Origin of the sequence: Microbispora cellulosiformans (genome assembly GCF_008728085.1) — a bacterium.
GTDB lineage: Bacteria > Actinomycetota > Actinomycetes > Streptosporangiales > Streptosporangiaceae > Microbispora > Microbispora amethystogenes.
This window is the reverse complement of record NZ_VYTZ01000005.1, coordinates 442,595-460,406: the sequence shown is the minus strand read 5'-3', so window position 1 is coordinate 460,406 and position 17,812 is coordinate 442,595. Positions and strand designations below refer to the sequence as shown.

19 protein-coding genes are annotated in these 17,812 nt (G+C 75.0%); 6 read left to right on the top strand and 13 right to left on the bottom strand.

Features of this window, described 5'->3' with window-relative positions; all coding sequences use genetic code 11:
• The first annotated feature begins 4 nt into the window (after positions 1–4).
• Positions 5–1,102 carry a sensor histidine kinase gene (locus F5972_RS16350; protein ID WP_150934328.1) on the top strand — a complete coding sequence of 366 codons (1,098 nt, stop codon included), beginning with the start codon at positions 5–7 and terminating at the stop codon, positions 1,100–1,102.
• Positions 1,102–1,698 (top strand): response regulator, encoded by a 597-nt coding sequence (locus tag F5972_RS16345; RefSeq protein WP_150934327.1) that lies wholly within the window; start codon positions 1,102–1,104, stop codon positions 1,696–1,698. The genes F5972_RS16350 and F5972_RS16345 overlap by 1 nt, the downstream gene beginning before the upstream one ends.
• On the opposite strand, the gene F5972_RS16340 is transcribed toward F5972_RS16345, so the two are convergent.
• Complete coding sequence (locus tag F5972_RS16340) at positions 1,695–2,144, bottom strand: PIN domain-containing protein (protein WP_150934326.1); 450 nt, start codon at positions 2,142–2,144, stop codon at positions 1,695–1,697. The two genes, F5972_RS16345 and F5972_RS16340, sit on opposite strands and share 4 nt — an antisense overlap.
• A complete protein-coding gene (locus tag F5972_RS16335) occupies positions 2,141–2,374 on the bottom strand; it encodes a ribbon-helix-helix domain-containing protein (protein WP_117410272.1) in 234 nt (77 codons plus the stop codon). Before F5972_RS16335 ends, F5972_RS16340 begins: the two co-directional genes overlap by 4 nt.
• A gap of 508 nt (positions 2,375–2,882) precedes the next feature.
• Here F5972_RS16335 and F5972_RS16325 point away from each other — a divergent pair.
• Complete coding sequence (locus tag F5972_RS16325; protein WP_191910156.1) at positions 2,883–3,410, top strand: antibiotic biosynthesis monooxygenase; 528 nt, start codon at positions 2,883–2,885, stop codon at positions 3,408–3,410.
• On the opposite strand, the gene F5972_RS16320 is transcribed toward F5972_RS16325, so the two are convergent.
• Genes F5972_RS16320 through F5972_RS16315 form a run of 3 tightly spaced genes read right to left on the bottom strand, consistent with a single transcriptional unit; the run spans position 3,346 to position 5,194 of the window.
• Positions 3,346–4,077, bottom strand: coding sequence for a GDSL-type esterase/lipase family protein (locus F5972_RS16320; RefSeq protein WP_191910155.1), 732 nt, complete (start codon positions 4,075–4,077; stop codon positions 3,346–3,348). The two genes, F5972_RS16325 and F5972_RS16320, sit on opposite strands and share 65 nt — an antisense overlap.
• On the bottom strand, positions 4,074–4,610 hold the full coding sequence (locus tag F5972_RS37275) for a hypothetical protein (protein ID WP_191910154.1): 537 nt from the start codon (positions 4,608–4,610) through the stop codon (positions 4,074–4,076). The genes F5972_RS16320 and F5972_RS37275 overlap by 4 nt, the downstream gene beginning before the upstream one ends.
• Complete coding sequence (locus F5972_RS16315; protein ID WP_150934322.1) at positions 4,607–5,194, bottom strand: hypothetical protein; 588 nt, start codon at positions 5,192–5,194, stop codon at positions 4,607–4,609. The genes F5972_RS37275 and F5972_RS16315 overlap by 4 nt, the downstream gene beginning before the upstream one ends.
• A gap of 176 nt (positions 5,195–5,370) precedes the next feature.
• Between F5972_RS16315 and F5972_RS16310 the strand changes: the two genes are divergently transcribed.
• Positions 5,371–6,102 (top strand): SDR family NAD(P)-dependent oxidoreductase, encoded by a 732-nt coding sequence (locus F5972_RS16310; protein WP_150934321.1) that lies wholly within the window; start codon positions 5,371–5,373, stop codon positions 6,100–6,102.
• Here the strand turns inward: F5972_RS16310 and hpnH are convergent.
• From hpnH to F5972_RS16275, 7 genes are all read right to left on the bottom strand, one after another.
• Positions 6,099–7,103, bottom strand: coding sequence for an adenosyl-hopene transferase HpnH (gene hpnH, locus F5972_RS16305; protein ID WP_150934320.1), 1,005 nt, complete (start codon positions 7,101–7,103; stop codon positions 6,099–6,101). The genes F5972_RS16310 and hpnH overlap by 4 nt on opposite strands.
• Positions 7,103–8,650, bottom strand: a complete 1,548-nt coding sequence (ispH, locus tag F5972_RS16300; protein ID WP_150934319.1) for a 4-hydroxy-3-methylbut-2-enyl diphosphate reductase — start codon at positions 8,648–8,650, stop codon at positions 7,103–7,105. The genes hpnH and ispH overlap by 1 nt, the downstream gene beginning before the upstream one ends.
• Positions 8,647–10,518 (bottom strand): squalene--hopene cyclase, encoded by a 1,872-nt coding sequence (gene shc / locus F5972_RS16295; protein ID WP_150934318.1) that lies wholly within the window; start codon positions 10,516–10,518, stop codon positions 8,647–8,649. The genes ispH and shc overlap by 4 nt, the downstream gene beginning before the upstream one ends.
• Positions 10,515–11,927 carry a hydroxysqualene dehydroxylase HpnE gene (gene hpnE, locus F5972_RS16290; RefSeq protein ID WP_150934317.1) on the bottom strand — a complete coding sequence of 471 codons (1,413 nt, stop codon included), beginning with the start codon at positions 11,925–11,927 and terminating at the stop codon, positions 10,515–10,517. The genes shc and hpnE overlap by 4 nt, the downstream gene beginning before the upstream one ends.
• A complete protein-coding gene (locus F5972_RS16285) occupies positions 11,924–13,078 on the bottom strand; it encodes a squalene/phytoene synthase family protein (protein ID WP_225311539.1) in 1,155 nt (384 codons plus the stop codon). Before F5972_RS16285 ends, hpnE begins: the two co-directional genes overlap by 4 nt.
• Positions 13,053–13,904, bottom strand: a complete 852-nt coding sequence (gene hpnC / locus F5972_RS16280) for a squalene synthase HpnC (protein WP_150934316.1) — start codon at positions 13,902–13,904, stop codon at positions 13,053–13,055. Before hpnC ends, F5972_RS16285 begins: the two co-directional genes overlap by 26 nt.
• Positions 13,905–14,112: 208 nt before the next feature.
• On the bottom strand, positions 14,113–14,823 hold the full coding sequence (locus F5972_RS16275; RefSeq protein ID WP_150934315.1) for a polysaccharide deacetylase family protein: 711 nt from the start codon (positions 14,821–14,823) through the stop codon (positions 14,113–14,115).
• Between the two features lie 127 nt (positions 14,824–14,950).
• Between F5972_RS16275 and F5972_RS38155 the strand changes: the two genes are divergently transcribed.
• A complete protein-coding gene (locus F5972_RS38155; RefSeq protein ID WP_225311538.1) occupies positions 14,951–16,291 on the top strand; it encodes an MGDG synthase family glycosyltransferase in 1,341 nt (446 codons plus the stop codon).
• On the opposite strand, the gene F5972_RS16265 is transcribed toward F5972_RS38155, so the two are convergent.
• Positions 16,224–17,078, bottom strand: coding sequence for a DMT family transporter (locus F5972_RS16265; protein ID WP_150934314.1), 855 nt, complete (start codon positions 17,076–17,078; stop codon positions 16,224–16,226). The genes F5972_RS38155 and F5972_RS16265 overlap by 68 nt on opposite strands.
• A gap of 212 nt (positions 17,079–17,290) precedes the next feature.
• On the opposite strand from F5972_RS16265, the gene F5972_RS16260 reads away from it, so the two are divergent.
• Complete coding sequence (locus F5972_RS16260; protein WP_150934313.1) at positions 17,291–17,758, top strand: SPW repeat protein; 468 nt, start codon at positions 17,291–17,293, stop codon at positions 17,756–17,758.
• Positions 17,759–17,812: the final 54 nt, after the last annotated feature.

The window sequence follows — 17,812 nt, the reverse complement described above, 5'->3', positions numbered from 1 at the left end:
TGACGTGAACGTCTGGGAGGCGCGCTGGTTGCGCGCCTTCCACCTGTTGTACTACGCCTGTCTGGCGCTCGGGCTGATCCTCTCGTACGGGGACGGCACGGGCGGGGGCACGGGCCCCGGCCCGCTCACACCGGCAATCGTGGCGCTCATGGCCGGATGGCACGGCTTCTTCGTCGTACGGCGGCCGCGGCTGCTCGGGCGGCTGAACCCCATGGCGTTCCACCTGGCGGTCGTCTGCGCGCTCTACATTCTGCTGGTGTCGCGGGACCGGTCCTTCGACGTGGTCGTCTTCGGGCTGATGCCCCAGCCGTACCTGATGCTGGCGAGCCCCTGGTCGTACGTGGGGGCGGTGGCGACGGTCCTCAGCACGTTCGCCGCCAGAGGCTATCTGGACGGTCCCGACGTCCTGTGGGGGCTCGTCGGGAGCTCCGGTCTCGTCGTGGCGATCGGACTGTTTGTGGACTACGTGTCCCGGCAGAGCGCGCAGAACCGGACCTTCGGGGTGCTGGAGGAGCGGGCGAGGCTGGCCAGGGAGATCCACGACACCCTCGCGCAGGGGTTGAGCGGCATCGTCACCCAGTTGGAGGCGGCCGAGCAGGCGATGCCCGACCTGCGCGTCGTGCAAGAGAGGATCGCGCTGGCCAAGGAGCTGGCACGCGACAACCTCCAGGAGGCGCGGCGCTCGGTCGACGCGCTGCGGCCGGGCCCTCTCGCCGGCGCGGGGCTGGAGGCGGCGCTCGCGGAGGTGGCCGCACGGTGGTCGCGGACGTCGGGGGTGGCGCCGGTCGTGTCGGTGGAGGGGACGCCCCGGCCGCTGTCCGGCGAGGTGGGAGCGACGCTCCTGCGTACGGCGCAGGAAGGGCTGGCGAACGCGGCCAAGCATGCCAAGGCGGGCAGGGTCGCGATCACGCTGACCTACATGGACGATGAGGTGACGCTCGACGTGTTCGACGACGGGGTGGGTTTCGATCCGGACGTGCGTGGCGCGGGCTACGGGCTGGCGGCCATGCGGGAGCGGGCCGGCGGCGTCGGGGGAACGCTGACCGTGGAGTCCGCACCGGGGGAGGGGACGGCCCTGTGCCTGCGCATCCCCTCAAATTGATGATCGTCGATGACCATCCGGTGGTCCGCGACGGACTGCGCGGCATGTTCGACCACGTGGCGGACATCGAGGTGGTGGCGGAGGCGTCCGACGGGTTCGAGGCGCTGGCCCTGGCCAGGAGCGCGCGGCCGCACGTGGTGCTGATGGACCTTCGCATGCCCGGTCTGGACGGTGTCGGGGCGATCCAACGGCTCCGGGAGAGCCACCCGGAGATCAAGGTGGTCGTGCTGACCACCTACGACACGGATGCGGACGTGGCCCGGGCCATGGCCGCCGGGGTGGCGGGCTACCTCCTGAAGGACGCGCCACGCGAGGAACTGCACAGAGCGGTCCGTACGGCCGCCGCCGGCGGAGCGGTCCTGGCGCCGTCGGTCGCGTCCGCCCTGATGAGCAGGCCCGCGGCCCCGGATCCGAGCCCGCGCGAGCTGGAGGTGCTGCGCCTGGTGGCGCGGGGGTCGGCGAACAAGGAGATCGCCAGGACCCTACTGATCAGCGAGACGACGGTGAAGACGCATCTCAAGCACGTCTTCGCCAAACTCGGTGTCGAGAGCAGGGCCGCGGCCGTCGTCGTGGCCATGGAGCGAGGGCTCATCTAGGGGAGGATCTCCAGGCGGACGTCCAGGCCCTCGTACAGGTAGGGGGACGGGGTGATGATCCGCCAGTCGCGGCGGGTGGCGTGGACGACGGCGTGTGCGGCCACGAGCACGTCGGCCAGGCGCGCGTCGGCCGCCGCGGGCCGGTGCCGGCGCAGGCTCGCCCTGATCGCCTGTGCGTACGGCCCGCCCTCGACGGCGTCGTCGGGCGACAGCGCGCCGGTGACGACCATCGACATGCGCAGGAAGCGTTCGAGGCGGGGCTGGATGGGGCCCAGCGAGAGGACCTGGACGGCGAGCGCGGGAACGAGGAGGGTGACGCCGTGCGCGGAGGACTGCCGCACGACCGCCCTGCCGTACATGCTCTTGCCCTCGATCAGGTGGACGACGGCGTCGAGGTCCAGCACGTGGCCGGACAGGACGCCGGCCGGTGGGACGGGGTCGGTCACGCGGCGTCCGCCTTGGCGTCCCCGCCCATGAGGCGGGCCGCGCGGGCGCTGTCGTCGTCGGTGATGCCGTCCTGCCAGCCCGGACCCCATAAATCGGCCATGATGGCCAGGTCGCCCTGGACGCGCCGCCGCTCGCGCAGCGCCGCGGCGATGTAGGCCGAGGCGTTGCCGGACGCCTGCGCCTCGTCGGCCAGTTCGTCCGGCAAAGAGATCGTAATCTTCTTGGTCATACTCGGAAGGCTACTGAGTCATACCGTCGGTGGTCCACCGGTTCGCGGGAAAAGCCGCGCGGCTCAGACCTTCCTGCTCTCCAGATTCGCGATCCGCTCGCTGAGCGCGCGGAGTTCCGCCTTGATCTCGTCGAGCGGGTTCGCGAGGTACTGCTGCCAGTCTCCGCCGGGCCGGCCGCTCCGTCCCGGGCGGTCATCTCCGCGCCCTCCGGCAGGGTGATCACCGCTTCCACACCACGGGGATGAAAGCGGGACCGTTCTCATCACGCAGAAAGTGCGAAAGGGCGTGAGAGCGACTACCGGCGTTGGCAGGAAGAATTGACCGGGCTGGCGCGAGGTTTTGCCGGTTTCATGGACAAAGAGATTTATCCGCCCGGCGACGGCATGGCGGGAGAATGGGTGGTCGTTTTCCGTTTCGCGAGAACGGAACAGCCCGAAGCCTGCGCCCCGGCGGAGGCGGCTGCTGGAGGAGGGAAGGGGCCTGCTCGCCCGGCCCGAGGACCAGGAGGTGCTGGTCGGCGCGCCTCCGGCGCATCGGGCGGTGACGGTGGGGATCGCCCATCGCGTCACCCGGAGTGCGGAACCGGCGTTTCTCCGCTGGCAGGAGAAGGTGCGGAAGGTGCGGGAGAAGTTCCCCGGTTTCCTGGGGTTCGAGCTCTTCCGGCCGGTGCCGGGGCTCCAGGGCGACTGGGTCTCCGTCTTCCGCTTCGACACGCGGGAACACCTGGAGAGCTGGCTCGGCTCCCAGGCGAGGAGGACGCTGCTCGACGAGGGCCGCGGAATCATCGCCTCCTACGATGTGCGCCGAATCGATTCGGCGTTCAGCGGCTGGTTCCGGTTCACCGGAGATTCGGCGCGAGGCGCCGGCCCGCCCGGCTGGAAACAGGCCATGTCGGTGATCCTCGGGCTCTATCCGGTGCTCATCGTGCTCGGATCGCCGGCTGGACGGCCGGGCGGCGCTGAAGACCGGCTCAGCCGGCCCGCCCGGCGACGAGGGCGGGGAGGAACGCGCCCGCGAAGGCCTTCGCGATCGTGAACTCGCCGGCGAGGCCGGGGTGCAGGCCGTCGTAGGTGTCGGCGTACGGGTCGTAGACGGCGGCCAGCCCCACGGGGACGACGGGGGAGCGCGGCGTGGACAGGGCGGCCAGGAGGCCGGGCAGCCGGGCGTTGTACGCCTCGGTGATCCCCGGCAGATGCGACAGGGAGGGCAGCGGCGTGCGATGGACCACGTCGGCCACGAGGAACCGCAGGTCCGGCCGCACGGCGCGGGCCCGGTCCACGAACTCCGCGACGTGGGCGAGCAGGCGGTCGGGGCCGCTCACGCCCCAGGCCAGGTCGTTGAAGCCGAGCGCGACCAATAGGTGGCCGGGCCGGTGCGCGGCGACGGCGTCCGCGATGTTCCGCCTGGCCTCCTCCATGAGGCGGCCCCAGCGGGCGTAGTGCCGGTCGCCGGGGAAGCCGATCCCCGGGCGGTAGCCGCCCACCGGGGAGCGGTGCGCATGAGGCGGGGAGCGGTGCGCACGGGGCGGGGCGCGGGTGCCCGTCCACGGCCCGGTGAAGCGCACCGGCGCGCCGCGCGCGGCGAAGTGGCGGGCGAGCCGGTACCGCCACGTGTAGTCGCCGTCCGAGCCGTGGCTGAGCGAGTCGCCCACCACCATGATGGTGGCCGGGCACGTCATCGGCCGCGACGTCGGCTGCGTCATCGGCTGTGGGATGGCACGCCTCCGGAGTCCGGCGCCCCGCTGGGAGCCCCACTGTGAGCCCCACTGTGAGCCCCAGCTCGGCCGCTCGTGCGGGCGTGGAGCAGGCGCCGCACCGGTCCGCCGTACGCGACGAGCAGGATGCCGCCCGCGGCGAGCAGCAGCAGCGCGGTGAACACCCATTCCATGGAACCACCGGGGCCGTAGACCCGGCTCGGCCGCCCCACGTCCACGGCCCGGGTCTCCTGCCCCTCCCGCAGCATGTCGTGGTCGGCGCCGTACAGTTCGACGCCGTCGCGCCGTACGGCGCCGTCGTCGGAGCGGAAGTCGCCGTTCCAGGTGCAGGATTCGTGGCCGGGGTGCTCCACGCAGGCGACCGAGCGGGCGGTGAAGGTGCCGGGGACGCCGTCTGCGCGGGCGGCCCGTACGGCCGGTCCGATGCCGGGCACGGCCAGGAAGAGCAGGAAGAGGGCGAAAAGCGTGAGCGCGGCGGTGAAGGCGGGGGAGCCGCGGCGCGGCCCGGGGCCCGCCGTCACGCCATGGCCTCTCGTGGCCGCGCCGCGGGGCGCGGGGCGCAGGAGCAGCGCATCGCGGCCCGCTCGGCGGTGGTGGGACGGCGGTGCAGGATCATCGCGACCACCATCGGGATCGTGACGAGGGTGTTGTAGAACAGGTGCAGTTCCATGCGCGGCACCAGAAGCTGGATGATGCTGGTCGGCACGGGCCGGCCCAGCAGGTTGTCGCCCGTCGTCGCCTGCACGAGCAGCAGCAGGTGCTCGAAGTGGTGCCAGACCTGGATGCCGAGCGCGACGTTCCACCAGGTGCGGGCCCGGCCGGTGAAGCCGCGCCGCAGCATGAGCAGGCCGGCCAGCATCAGCAGCGCGTAGCCGTAGTGCATCCATTCGGACGTCACCAGCCATGGGAACGGCAGGCCGAGCACGCCGCGCGCCTCGGGGAGCGGCCAGCCGAGCACGTAGACCTGCACCGCCTGGGCGATGTGCTCGGCCCAGTGGGCCACGACGACGAACGCGAAGACCCCGAGAGCGGCGCGATGGTGGCGGGTGTTGAGCGCCGGCAGCAGGCCGGGCGATCGCAGTGTGGAAGCCGTTCCGGTCGCCATGCGAGAACCTCGATCCGGGAGCCTGTGACCTGACCTGAGGGCCCGGTACGGATCGCGAGCCCGTACGTCCCATGGTGCGATCCGGCGGCCGCGGGCCGCTTCTCCCGCCGTGCGGCGTCTTCTGCAGCCGTGGGACGCCGCGTCCGCGGGTACAGCCACAGAAGGGGGGAGGACGGATGCGGCTGGCGGGGGCACGGGTGCTCGTCACGGGCGCGTCGTCGGGCATCGGCACGGCGATCGCGCTCGAACTGTGGGCCCGCCGCGCCCGCCTGGTGCTGTCCGGGCGCGACCGGGAGGCGCTCGCCGCCGTCGCCGCCCGGACCGGCGGCGAGGTCGTCCCCGCCGACCTCGCACAGGACGGGACCGAGGAACTGGCGGCGCGCGCCGGGCCGGTGGACGTGCTGGTCGCGAACGCGGGCGAGGGCTGGAGCGGGCCGCTGACGCGGATGCCGGGCGGCACAGCGGAACGCCTGATCGCGGTCAACCTGACGGCCCACGTGCGGCTCACCCGGCTGCTGCTGCCCGCGATGATCGAGCGCGGGCGCGGGCACCTCGTCTACGTCGCCTCGATCGCGGGGGTGGTGGGGGTCCCGGAGGAGGCGGTCTACGCCGCGACCAAGGCGGGCCTGCTGGCCTTCGCCGAGAGCCTGCGCTACGAGCTGCCCGGGATCGGGGTGACCACCGTGGTGCCCGGGGTGGTCGACACGCCGTTCTTCGCGCGGCGCGGCACGCCGTACGCGCGCCGCCGGCCGGCGCCCGTGCCGCCGGAGCGGGTGGCGCGGGCCGTCGCGGTCGCCGTCGAGCGCGGCCGCGCCGAGGTGTACATGCCGGCCTGGCTGCGGCTGCCCGCCCGCCTGCACGGCGCCGCGCCCGGCCCGTTCCGCGCCCTCGCCCGCCGCTTCGGCTAGGGGCTGCGCAGCGCGCGCAGGGACTCGCGCAGCGAGCCGATGGTGGCGAAGACCGCCGTCGGCTCGTAGCCGCAGTGCGCCATGCAGTTGGCGCAGCGCGGGTCGCGGCCCCGCCCGTAGGCGCTCCAGTCGGTCTCGTCGGCCAGCTCCCGGTAGGTCCCGGCGTACCCGTCCGCCATCAGATAGCAGGGCCGCTGCCAGCCGAAGACCGAGTACGACGGGATGGCCCAGGCCGTGCAGGGGAAGTCGATCCTCCCCTCCAGGAAGTCCAGGTAGAGCGGCGAGTGGTTCAGCCGCCAGCGCCCCCGGTTGCCTCCGGCGAAGGCCGCGCGGAACAGCTCGCGGGTCTGCCGCACCCCGAGGAAGCAGTCCTGGTCGGGGGCCTTCTCGTACGCGTACCCCGGCGAGATCATCATCTGGTCGACCCGCAGGTCGTCGTTCAGGTAGTCGAGCACCTCGATCACCGTGCGCGGGCTGTCCCCGGCGAAGAAGGTGGTGTTGGTGGTGACGCGGAAGCCGCGCCGCCGGCACTCCCGCACCGCCGCGACCGCCTGTTCGAACACGCCCTCCTTGCACACCGACGCGTCGTGCCGCTCGCGCAGCCCGTCGATGTGCACCGCCCAGGCGAAGTACGGCGAGGGCGTGAACTGGTCGATCTTGCGCGGGATCAGCAGGGCGTTGGTGCACAGGAAGACGTACTTCCGCCGGGCCACCAGCGCCCGGACCATCTCCGCGATCTGGGGGTGCATGAGCGGCTCCCCGCCGGCGATGGACACCATCGGCGCGCCGCACTCCTCGACGGCGGCGACCGCCTGGCCGACCGGCATGCGCTGCCTGAGCACGCCGGCCGGGTGCTGGATCTTCCCGCAGCCCGCGCACTTGAGGTTGCAGGCGAACAACGGCTCCAGCTCCACCAGCAGCGGGAACCGTCTGCGCCGCCGCAACCGCTGGCGCAGGACGTACCCGCCCACGCGAAGGCTCTGACGTAAGGGCATCGGCATCAGGGCCGCACCTCCTTCGGCAGTGTGAACTCGACGTCCTCCTCGGTCACCCGCCGTTCCTCCACCTTCAGCGGCCCGAGCCCGCCGAGGGCCGCCACGATGGCGTCCACCAGCGAGGCGGGGGTGGACGCGCTCGCGGTCAGCCCGACCGTCCGCGCGCCGCGCAGCCACTCCAGCGCGATGTCGCCCGGGCCGTCGACCAGCCGGGCGAGGGGAGCCTCATCACGACCCGAACGGGCGGCGACCTCGGTCAGCCGCCGGGCGTTGGACGAGTTCGCCGACCCGACGACCAGGACCAGCCCGGCCTCGGCGGCCACCGCCCGCACCGCGCGCTGCCGGTTGGTCGTCGCGTAGCAGATGTCGTCGCCTCGCGGCCCTTCCGCCCCGGGGAAGCGCCGCCGGACCGCCGCCGCGACCTCCCCGGCCTCGTCGGCGGCCAGCGTGGTCTGTGTCAGGCAGGCGACCCCGCGCCCCTCGGCGAGCGACGCGGGCAGGGCCTCGACCGCGGCCTCGTCCTCGGCCAGCACCCCCGCGCCGGGCAGCTCGCCGAGCACGCCCTCCACCTCCTCGTGCCCGGCGTGGCCGATCAGCACGACGAGGTCGCCCCGGGCGGCGAACCGGCGGGCCTCCGCGTGGACCTTCGCGACCAGCGGGCACGTCGCGTCGACCACCCGCAGGCCGCGCCGCCCGGCCTCCTCACGCACCTCGGGGGACACCCCGTGTGCGGAGAACACGGTCACCGCGCCCCCGGGCACGTCGGGCACCTCGGCCAGCTCGTCCACGAACACCGCTCCGCGCCGCTCCAGGTCCCGTACGACGTGGGCGTTGTGCACGATCTGCTTGCGCACGTACACCGGCGGGCCGTACCGGGCGAGCGCCCGCTCCACGATCTCGACGGCGCGCTCGACCCCCGCGCAGAACGAGCGGGGGGAGGCGAGCAGCACCCGCCGGGGGCCCGTGGCCGCCGCCCACCGCGCCAGCACCGGGCCGATCCGGGCAAGCGTCCGGCACGCCGTGGCCGCACCGCCCATTGTCCCGAGGCTCAGCAGGGGGGTGGCGGGGGTGTCCACGATCACGCGTACGGCGGCGAAGGGCCGCCCCCGCGCGGCGGCGGCCAGCGGCGCGCTCTCCATGTCGGCCGCGACCGCCCCCTCGGCGGCAAGCGCGCGGCGGTCGCGGCCCGCGACGACGCGAGGGGAGGTCACGAGCGGGCCGGTGACGACGCGCAGCCCGGCGCGGGCCAGTTCGCCGGCGAGCAGCGGGGCGGAGGGGCACGGCCACACGCGGTCCCCGGAGCGGACCCTGGAGCGGACCTCGGTGGCGACGAGCACGTCCCCGGGGCGCAGCCCGTCGTCCAGGGCGCCCGCGAAGCCGGTGACGGCGAGGGCGCCGGCGGGCGGGAGCAGGGCCGCCGCGCGCGCCGCCCGGTCGGGCCCCATGCCGACCCGGACGACCCGGACGCGGGGACGCTCCCGCACCGGCCGCAGCCCCCGGGCCACGGCCCGGGCCTCCATGCCGAGCGCGGTGCACACGATCAGATCCGTCATCGAGTCCCCTCCCGGGCCTGTAGGTAGCGGCCGAGCGCGCTGACCGGGAACACGAGCCGGTAGAGGTGGTAGTTGATGTAGAAGTCGCCGGGGAAGCCGGTCCCGGTGTAGTGCGGCTCGTCCCAGGTGCCGTCCGGGCGCTGCGTGCCGGCCAGCCAGGCGACGCCGCGCTCGACGGACGGGCCCCGCTCTCCGGCGGCCAGCAGGCCGATGAGCGCCCAGGCGGTCTGCGAGGCGGTCGGCTCGCCCCGCCCGATCCAGGCGGGGTCGCGGTAGGAGCGCATGTCCTCGCCCCAGCCGCCGCCGGGGTGCTGGTGCGCCTCCAGCCAGGCGACCGCGCGCCGTACGCAGGGCGCGGCGGGCGGCACCCCGGCGGCGGCGAGGGCGGGCAGCACCGCCCCGGTGCCGTACACGTGGTTCGCCCCCCACCTGCCGAACCACGAGCCGCCGGGCTCCTGCGCCCGCAGCAGCCACGTCACGGCCCGCCGTACGGCGGGGGAGCGGGCCTCGCCCTCGGCGGCGAGGGCCTCGACCACGTGCGCCGTCACGTCGGCCGACGGCGGGTCGATGACCGCGCCGAAGTCACAGAACGGCAGTCGCAGGCACAGCGCGCGTGTGTTGTCGGCGTCGAACGCGGCGAAGCCGCCGTCGCGGGAGGCCATCCCGGCCATCCAGCGCAGGCCCCGCCGTACGGCGTCCCGGGCGGCCGGACGGCCCCACCGGCCCAGCGCGAGGATCACCTCCGCCGTGTCGTCGACGTCGGGATAGCCGTCGTTGTCGAACTCGAACGCCCAGCCGCCGGGGGCGAGCCCCGGGCGACGCACGGCCCAGTCGCCGGGCCCCCGGATCTCCTCGCGGAGCAGCCACTCACCCGCCCGGTCCAGCGCCGGGTGATCGCGCGGCAGGCCGGCGTCCAGGAGGGCGATCACGGCGAGCGCGGTGTCCCAGACCGGCGACTGGCACGCCTCCAGCCTGCGCGAGCCGTCCTCCCTGATCGTGAACCGGTCCAGCCCGGCCAGCCCCCGGCGCATGACGGGGTGCCCGGCGTCGTACCCGGAGAGGTGCAGCGCGACCAGCGAGTAGACCCAGGGCGGCTGGATGCCGCCCCACGACCCGTCGGCCTCCTGCCGGGCGACGACCCACTCGGCCGCCCGCCGGAGCGCGGCGCGGCGGAGCCCGGCGAGCGGCCGCCGTTCGTAGCGGTGCAGCACGTGGTCGAGCGCCGCGAACGCCGTGTCCACGCTCGTACGCGGGGGCGACGGCGGGCGCCGCCCGGTGCGCAGTTCCGCCAGGCCGAACGGCAGCGGGCGGACCGGCCGGTGCGCGGTCACGATCGTCAGCGGCACGATCGTCTGCCGCGCCCAGCAGGCCCAGTCGTACACGTTCAGCGGGCACCACGGGGGCAGGAACACGATCTCCGGGGGGATCACCGGCAGGTCCTCCCACCGCCACAGGCCGAACAGCGCGAGCCACATCCGGGTGAAGACCCGGGCCGACTCGACGCCGCCCAGATCGCGTACGAGGCCCGCCGCGGCGCGCAGGTGCGGCGCGGACGGCGGGTCGCCCGCGAGCCGCAGCGCGACGTACGCCTCGACGGTGGTGCTCAGGTCGGCCGGACCGTCGTGGAAGTTGGCCCAGCCGCCGCCCGCCTGCTGCTGCGACCTGATCCACCGGGCGGCCTCGGCCGTCTCGGCCGCGGTCCGCACGCCGAGGAACTCGCGGAGCAGGAGGTCCTCGGCGTCCATGGTCACGTTGGTCTGGAGCTCGCCCTTCCACCAGCCCTCCGGCGACTGCAGGGCGAGCAGGTGGTCGCGGGCCGCTTCGAGCGCGGTCGCGGCGCGGGACGCGGCGGTGACGAGTGCGGTCATCGCGCCCACCCCGCTCGCGCGGGCTCCCTGCCGTGGCCGAGGTGGTTGAGATGGCTGAGGTGCAGCCGCACCAGGCGGGCCGCCTCCAGGCCGCTGCGCACGGCGCCCTCCATCGTGTCGGGCCAGCCGGTGCCGGTCCAGGCGCCGGCCAGGAACAGCCCCGGCCACCGGGTGGCCGCCGCGGGGCGCAGCGCGCCGCTCCCCGGGCCCTGGCGGAAGGTCGCCCGCCGTTCCCTGGTGATGAAGAAGTCGAGCAGCCGCACCGTCCGCGTGGCCGGGAGCAGCCGCTCCAGCTCCGGCACGAACGCGGCGCGCATCGCGGCCGTGGGCACGTCGATCCAGTGCCGGGCCGCCGACACCGACACCGTCAGGTACTGACCCCGGGTCAGCCCGCCCGCCGCCGTCCGGTCGAAGATCCACTGCACCGGAGAGCCGACGACCGCGGCGAACGGCAGGCTGGTGACCGGCCGGTCGTAGACGACGTGCACGTTGACGATCGGGCTCGCCCCGAGCCCCGCCCACGCGTCGCGGTCCGGCGCCGCCTCGGCCGGCACGAGCCGCGCGGCCTGCCCGTGGGGGACGGCGACGACGACGGCGGAGGTCTCCACCCGTGCGCCGCCGACGAGGACCGACGGCCCCGGCAGGCCGGGCGGGGCCGGCAGGATCGCCTCGGCCTTCGCCGGCATCCGCACCGTGCCGCCGGCCCGCGCGATGGCGGTCAGCGCCGCGCCGCCGTGCAGTTCCCCGAGCGGCACGGACGGCACGCCGATGTCCGCGGCGTCGGCGCGGCCGAGCAGGGCCGTACGGAACACCATGGCCGCGGGCCCGAGCGCCGCCTCGTCGGCGGCGATGTTGAGCGCGGCCACCGCGAACAGGTCCCACAGGGCGCGCCGCACGGTCTCCCGCTGGCCCCGGGTGGCCAGCCAGCCGCCGAGCGCGGCCCGGTCCAGCGCGGGCGCGGCCGGGTCGAGCCCGCGCAGCGCCAGCGCGCCGCGCACCGCCCGCAGGCGGTCGGCGGGGGACAGCAGCCGGTAGCGCGCGAGCGCGGGGAGCAGGTGGAACGGCCCGGGCAGCGCGGCCCGGCGCAGCCGCCCCCGCTCGCCGTGCGGAGTCAGCACGCGCACGTCGAAGCGCTCCTGCAGGCGCACCCTCCCGGTCCCGCCGAGCCGGTCGAGCAGGCCGAGGTACGCCGTGCAGCAGCGCAGGAAGACGTGCTGGCCGTTGTCGGCCGTCAGGCCGCCGCGGGCGAAGGAGTGGGTGGCCCCGCCGAGCCGGGGCCGGGCCTCGTACAGGGTCACCGGCCAGCCGGCCTCCGCGACGGCCAGGGCCGCGGTGATCCCGGCGAGGCCGCCGCCGATCACCGCCACGGGCGGGACCGCGCCGCCCAGGCCGTGCAGGGGGCCCGTCATCGGGACTCTCCGGGTGCGTCCCCGTGTGCGTCTCCCCGTGACTTCCCCTGCGGCTCTCCCTGGGCCCCGCCCGTGAGGGCGCGGGCCGCGACCATCGCCTTGACCCACGGCGCGAGCGACAGCCGCCCGGCCAGGACCCGGGCCGGATCGGCGGCGATCCGCCCCAGCAGGCGCCGGTAGATGCCGGCCATCGCCGCGGTGCAGGCGGCGCTGCGCCGGTCGAGCAGCGGGATCAGCCGCATGCCCTCGGCGTACCAGCCGAGCGCCAGTGCGGCCTCGAACCGGATCAGCCCGGCCAGCCGCTCGGGCGGGTCCGTGAAGTCTCCCCTCGGGCTCAGCCCGAGTGTGCAGCCGAACCTGCGCAGGTCGTCGGCGGGCAGGTAGATGCGGTCGGCGCAGCGGTCCTCCCGCAGGTCCCTGAGGATGTTGGTGAGCTGCAGCGCCACGCCGAGGGCGTCCGCCCGGGCCGCCGCGCGCCGCAGCGTCCGCTCGCCGCCGCTCGCGGGCGCGCCGTCGGCGAGGCCGAACACGCCGAGCGACAGCCGCCCGATCGACCCGGCCACCTGCCGGCAGTAGCCCACCAGGTCGTCGTGGCATCGGTAACGCGCCCCGGCGACGTCGGCGGCGCATCCGTCGATGAGCTCCTCGAACGCCTCAAGGGGAAGGGGGAAGCGCGCCGCGGCGTCGCCCAGCGCCACCATCACGGGATCGGCCGCCACGTCGGCGGGCATGCGTCCGCCGGCCATCGAACCAGGCACCAGGGAATCAGGGCCCGGGAAATCGGGCTCCGCGGAATCGAGAGGCAGCTTTTTGAGGGCGCGCAGCCGCCTGCGCTCCTGCTCCAGCCGCTCCAGTCGTTCGGCCACGGGCCCGGCCTCGTCGCCGACGTCGTCGATCCGCCGGGCGAGCGCGTAGACGGTGCTGAGCGCGCGCCGCTTCGGCGGGGGCAGCAGGCGGATGCCGTACGCGAAGTTCCGCGCCCGGGTGCGGACGACGTGCTCGCAGTGCCCGTAGGCCCGCGACACGTGCACCAGCACCGGCCCCGGCGTCGACACTTGACCGGTCTCCGGCGCCCGCCCGGCCGGAAGGTCCGACGCCGCGCCGGCCAGGGGCTCGGGGACGGGATCAGGGATCGCGCCGGGAACCGTCACCGTCCACCTCCTTCAGCACACGCGCCCACTCCCGCAGCACCGCGTGGCGGCGGGCACGCGGGGCGCCGCCCAGCACGTCGTGCCGGCGGCGTTCGAGCGCCACGAGCTGCGCCCGGCCACCCGCGACGTAGCCGGCCACCGCCGCGCGCGCGAACCCGCGCAGGGTCTCCAGCAGCGGCGTCCCCTCGTCGAGCAGGGTGGCCGCGCGGCGGGCCTGCAGGGCGATGACCCGGCGCAGCCGCGGGGAGGCGTGCGCGGCGGCCAGGTCGGCCTCTCCGGCGCCGAACCTGCGCAGGTCGTCCGCCGGGAGGTAGACGCGGCCGCGGGCGTGGTCCTCGGCCACGTCCTGGCAGTGCTCGATCACCTGGAGCGCCGAGCAGACGAGGTCGGACAGCCGTGCCCGCTCGGGCGTCGCCAGCCCGAACACGTGCAGCACGATCCGGCCGACCGGGTTGGCCGACAGCTCGCAGTAGCCCAGCAGCTGGGCGAACGTGTCGTAGCGCCGCACCACCTGGTCACGCCGGTTCGCCTCGACCAGGTGCAGGAACGGAGCGCTCGGCACGGCCCGGCGGGCGACCAGCGGCGTCAGCGCGCGTACGGCCGGCAGGCGCGGGACGCCGCCCGCGTACAGGCGGCCGAGGTCGGCCTCGACGGCGTCGAGCAGGGCGGGCCGCTCCGCCGGGTCCGCCTCGTCACCGGCGTCGTCCACGTATCGGGCGAACCCGTACACCGCCATGAGGTCGCGGCGGTACCCGCGCGGCAGCAGCCGGGAGGCCACCGGGAAGTTCTCCCGGCGTGCGGCGTCGCGTACGTCCGCTGCGGACATGTCTGGAGAATCTCCATCGAAAATCCCCCCAAAACCCGACAGATCGGGCGGCGGCTTTGCGTGGGTGACCGGACGGGCAACCCGGCGTACACGGACGAGGGCGGACGGAAAGGCGGGCCAAAGAAACGCCCGGAGGAGCCGTCGGGGACCGGCGGAACCGTTGCCCGCCGTTGGCGCTTCCGGCCGCCGGCAAAGCTCTTCCGAAGGATCACAGGAGGTGGGCGCCGAGCGGCCCGATCCGCAGACCGGCGGCGCGGCAGCGGCCGACCACCTCGGGCAGCGCGCCGAGCGCCGAGCGCCACGACCCGGGGGCGGAGGTGTGGTCGCAGTCGTGCAGCAGCAGCGTGGCGCCGCCCCGCAGGCCGGGCGCCAGGGTCCGCAGCACCGACTCCGGCGTGGCCCGGCGCGTCCAGTCCTCGCCCCACGCCGTCCACAGCACCGGGCGCAGGCGGTGCCGCCACGCCGCCAGCAGCGCCTCGGCGCTCAGCACGCCGTACGGCGGGCGGTACCAGGCGGGCCGCGCGCCGGTGACCTCGGCGACAAGGCGTGCGGCGCGGCCCATCTCCGCCGCGACCCGGCCCGGCCGGGCGACCAGGGCGTTCACGTGGTGCCAGCCGTGCACGGCCACCTCGTGCCCGGCCCGCGCGACGCTCCGCCCGAGGCCGGGATGGCGGTCGAGCATCTCGCCCAGCATGAAGAACGTCGCCCGGCAGCCGAGCCGCGCGAGTTCGTCGAGGAACAGCGGAGTCGACCGGGGATCGGGCCCGTCATCGAAGGTCAGCGCGACGTGCCCGGGACGCCCCTCGCCCGCGAGGGCGGGCAGCAGGCGGCGGACGGCGGGCAGCCAGGCCGCGCCCGGCGCGACGTGCGCCGCGACGGGCAGCAGCGCCGCTCCGGCGGCGGCCACGCGACGTCTCATCGGGTCCATTATCGCCCGATCTGAATCTATATATGCCTCGGTGTCCGGAGTCGCCGGGCCGGGAACGAGAGCAGGAGACGGCGTCCGGCGCCTCGCCGCGTCGTCGTCCACTCGCTGGGAGGGGCCCATGACACCGCCGGCGGCGAAGGTGCTGATCGTCAGCGCGTCGATGGGGGCCGGTCACGACGGCGTGGCCGCCGAACTGGCCCGCCGCCTCGCCGCCGCCGGTGTCCGGGTGGCGGTCGTGGACGTGCTCGCTCTGCTGCCGCTGCGGCTGGGGTCGGCCCTGCGCTGGTGGTACCGCACCGTGATGCTCCGGGCCCCATGGCTGTACGCCCTCGTCTACCGGATCTTCTTCGTGTCGCGGCGCGCGTCCTCTGGGCGGGCTCGCGGGGTCTCGCCGCTGACGGTCGTGGCGGCGGCCGGGCTGAACCGGGTGGTGCGCCGCCTGCGGCCCTCGCTGCTGGTGCCGGTCTTCCACGTCGCCGCCCAGGCCGCGGGGCACCTGCGGTCCCGGGGGCGGCTGACGGTCCCCAGCGTGGTCGTGCTGACCGACTTCGCCGCGCACCGCCTCTGGCTGCACGCGGGCAACGACCGGTACCTGTGCCCGGACGCGGCCACCGCCCTCGCCGTGACTGCCGCCACCGGCCGTCCGGCCTTCCGGCACGCCCCGATCGTGCGGCCCGGGTTCGCCGCCGGGGGAGCGCCGGGACGAGGCGTCCACGCCCGGCTGGGACTGCCCGGCGGCGACCGGATCGTGCTGGTCGGCGCGGGCGCGTGGGGAGTCGGCCGGGTCGTGCGGACGGCCCGCGCCCTGTGCCGCCCCGGACCTGGAGACGGCTCGCCGGAGAGCGGGCGGTACGTGCCCGTCGTGCTGTGCGGGCGGGGCGAGCGGCTACGCCGCCGCCTGACGCGCCTGTTCGCGGAGACGAGCGGGACAGAGGCGAGCGGGACGGAGACGGCGAGGGCCGGACAGGCGGTAGGTGCGAAAGGCGTGGGCGATGCCGCCGGAGCCGTGGAGGCCGGCGGAACGCGGTCGGCGCCGCGGCCGGTGGGGCTCGCCCTCGGGTGGCGCGACGACCTGCCCGGCCTGCTCGCCGCGGCGTACGCGCTGGTGGACAACGCCGCCGGGCTGACCTGCCGGGAGGCGTTCGCCGCGCGGACGCCCGTCGTGACCTGCCTGCCGATCCCCGGTCACGGCAGGGACGGGGTGCTCGCGATGGCCCGCGCCGGGGTGAGCGTCCACGTGCGCCGTCCCGCCCGGCTGCTCCGGGAACTCGACCGGCTCGCCCCCGGCTCGCCCGCCCGGGCCGCGCTGACCACCCGCGCGGAGGCGCTGTTCGCCGCCGAGCCGGCGGAGGCCCTGCTGCTCCGCTTCGCGCGGCCGGACGGCGCGCCCGTCACGGTCTCCCGACACTCTCCCGCAGCGGCGCGTGCCGCGACAGCAGCACGCTGCCGTACAGGATGAGGGCCATACCGGTCAGCTCCGGCAGCACCCACGGGCCGGTGCGGATGCCCTCGCCGAACAGGGCCACGCCGTACGCCGTGCTGGCGACGGGGTCGGTCACGGTCAGCGCCGGCTGCACGGCGACGAGAGGGCCGCTGTGCAGGGCGTTCTGCAGCAGGAACAGGCTGCACAGGCCGGCGGCCACCATGGCGTACAGCGACCAGGCGCCGGACAGGGCCCGCAGCCCGTCGGGCAGCACCTCGACGGTGCGCTTCATCAGCACGGCGGTGTAGGCGAACCCGAGCCCGGCGGAGACCCCGAGCAGCACGGCGCGGGTGGCGCCGCCGGAGGCGATCGCGACCGCCACGCAGCCGGCCACGAGCCCGGCGGTCACACCGGCCGAGATCGTCCAGCCCAGCAGGCCCGGCAGGCGGTCGCCCGGAGTGGGGGAGGCCGCCCCCAGGAACCCGCCCAGCCCTGCCGTGAGCGCCGCGATGGCCAGCCACGTCATCGGGGAGAGGCGGGCCCGGAACATCCAGCCCGCCACCAGCATCGTGATCGGCAGTTCCGCGACGAGCAGGGGCTGCACGAGGGCGAGCCCTCCGGACGAGAGCGCGGCGGCCTGCAGCAGGAACCCCGCGATCAGCGCCCCGATGCCGCCCAGCCAGGCGGAACTGCGCAGCAGGTGCAGGATCAGCCCCAGCCGGAAGGCCTCGCCGGGGGGCATGCCGCGGGCGGCCCGGCGCTGCAGCACCGACGCGACGGCGTTGGCCGCCGCGGCAAGCACGGCAAGGACAACAGCGATCATGACCCCCCTCCCCGTCTGCGCACCCTCGGCCGGACCTCATCGGTACCCTCCCCGGCCGAATCTGCCGCTATCTTCCAGCGAATCCCCGAATGGCAATTTATCCTGCTAAAAGCAAACAATCAGCGAGATATTACGCAAAATGGAGAATTGTGCGATTTGTGGGGGTATGGCCGTCCGCGCAAACGCAACCAGCAGGAAAGGCGGGACCAGTCATGGTTGGACCTACCGGCATCGAGCGTCACCCCGACATCGCCGAACTGCGCCAGACCTACGACCGGGCGGGTTCGACGGCTCCCGCGCAGGTACTGGAAGGGCTGTCCTTCCTGGCGGGTCTTTATCTGGCGCTCTCGCCCTGGATCGTCGGGTTCTTTCGCTTCCCCGGGCTGACCATCAGCAACCTGATCACGGGCCTCGTGATCAGTGCCCTGGCCCTCGGGCTCGCGTCCGCCTTCGGACGCACCTACGGCATGGGGTGGCTGATCCCGCTACTCGGCGTGTGGGCGCTGGTCTCGCCCTGGGTGGTGCGCGGGGGAGGCGAGGCCACCACCAGCACCGTCTGGAACAACGTCGTGACCGGCATCGTGATCTTCGCGCTCGGCGCCGCCGCGCTGGGCATGGCGCAGGTCTACCGCCGGCACGAGCGGGGCGAGCGGAGCGGGCACCGGCTCGGCAACTGGTGACCGGCCGTCCGGCGGCCCGCCGCTCCGCGCGGCGGGCCGCTCGGACGTCGTGGT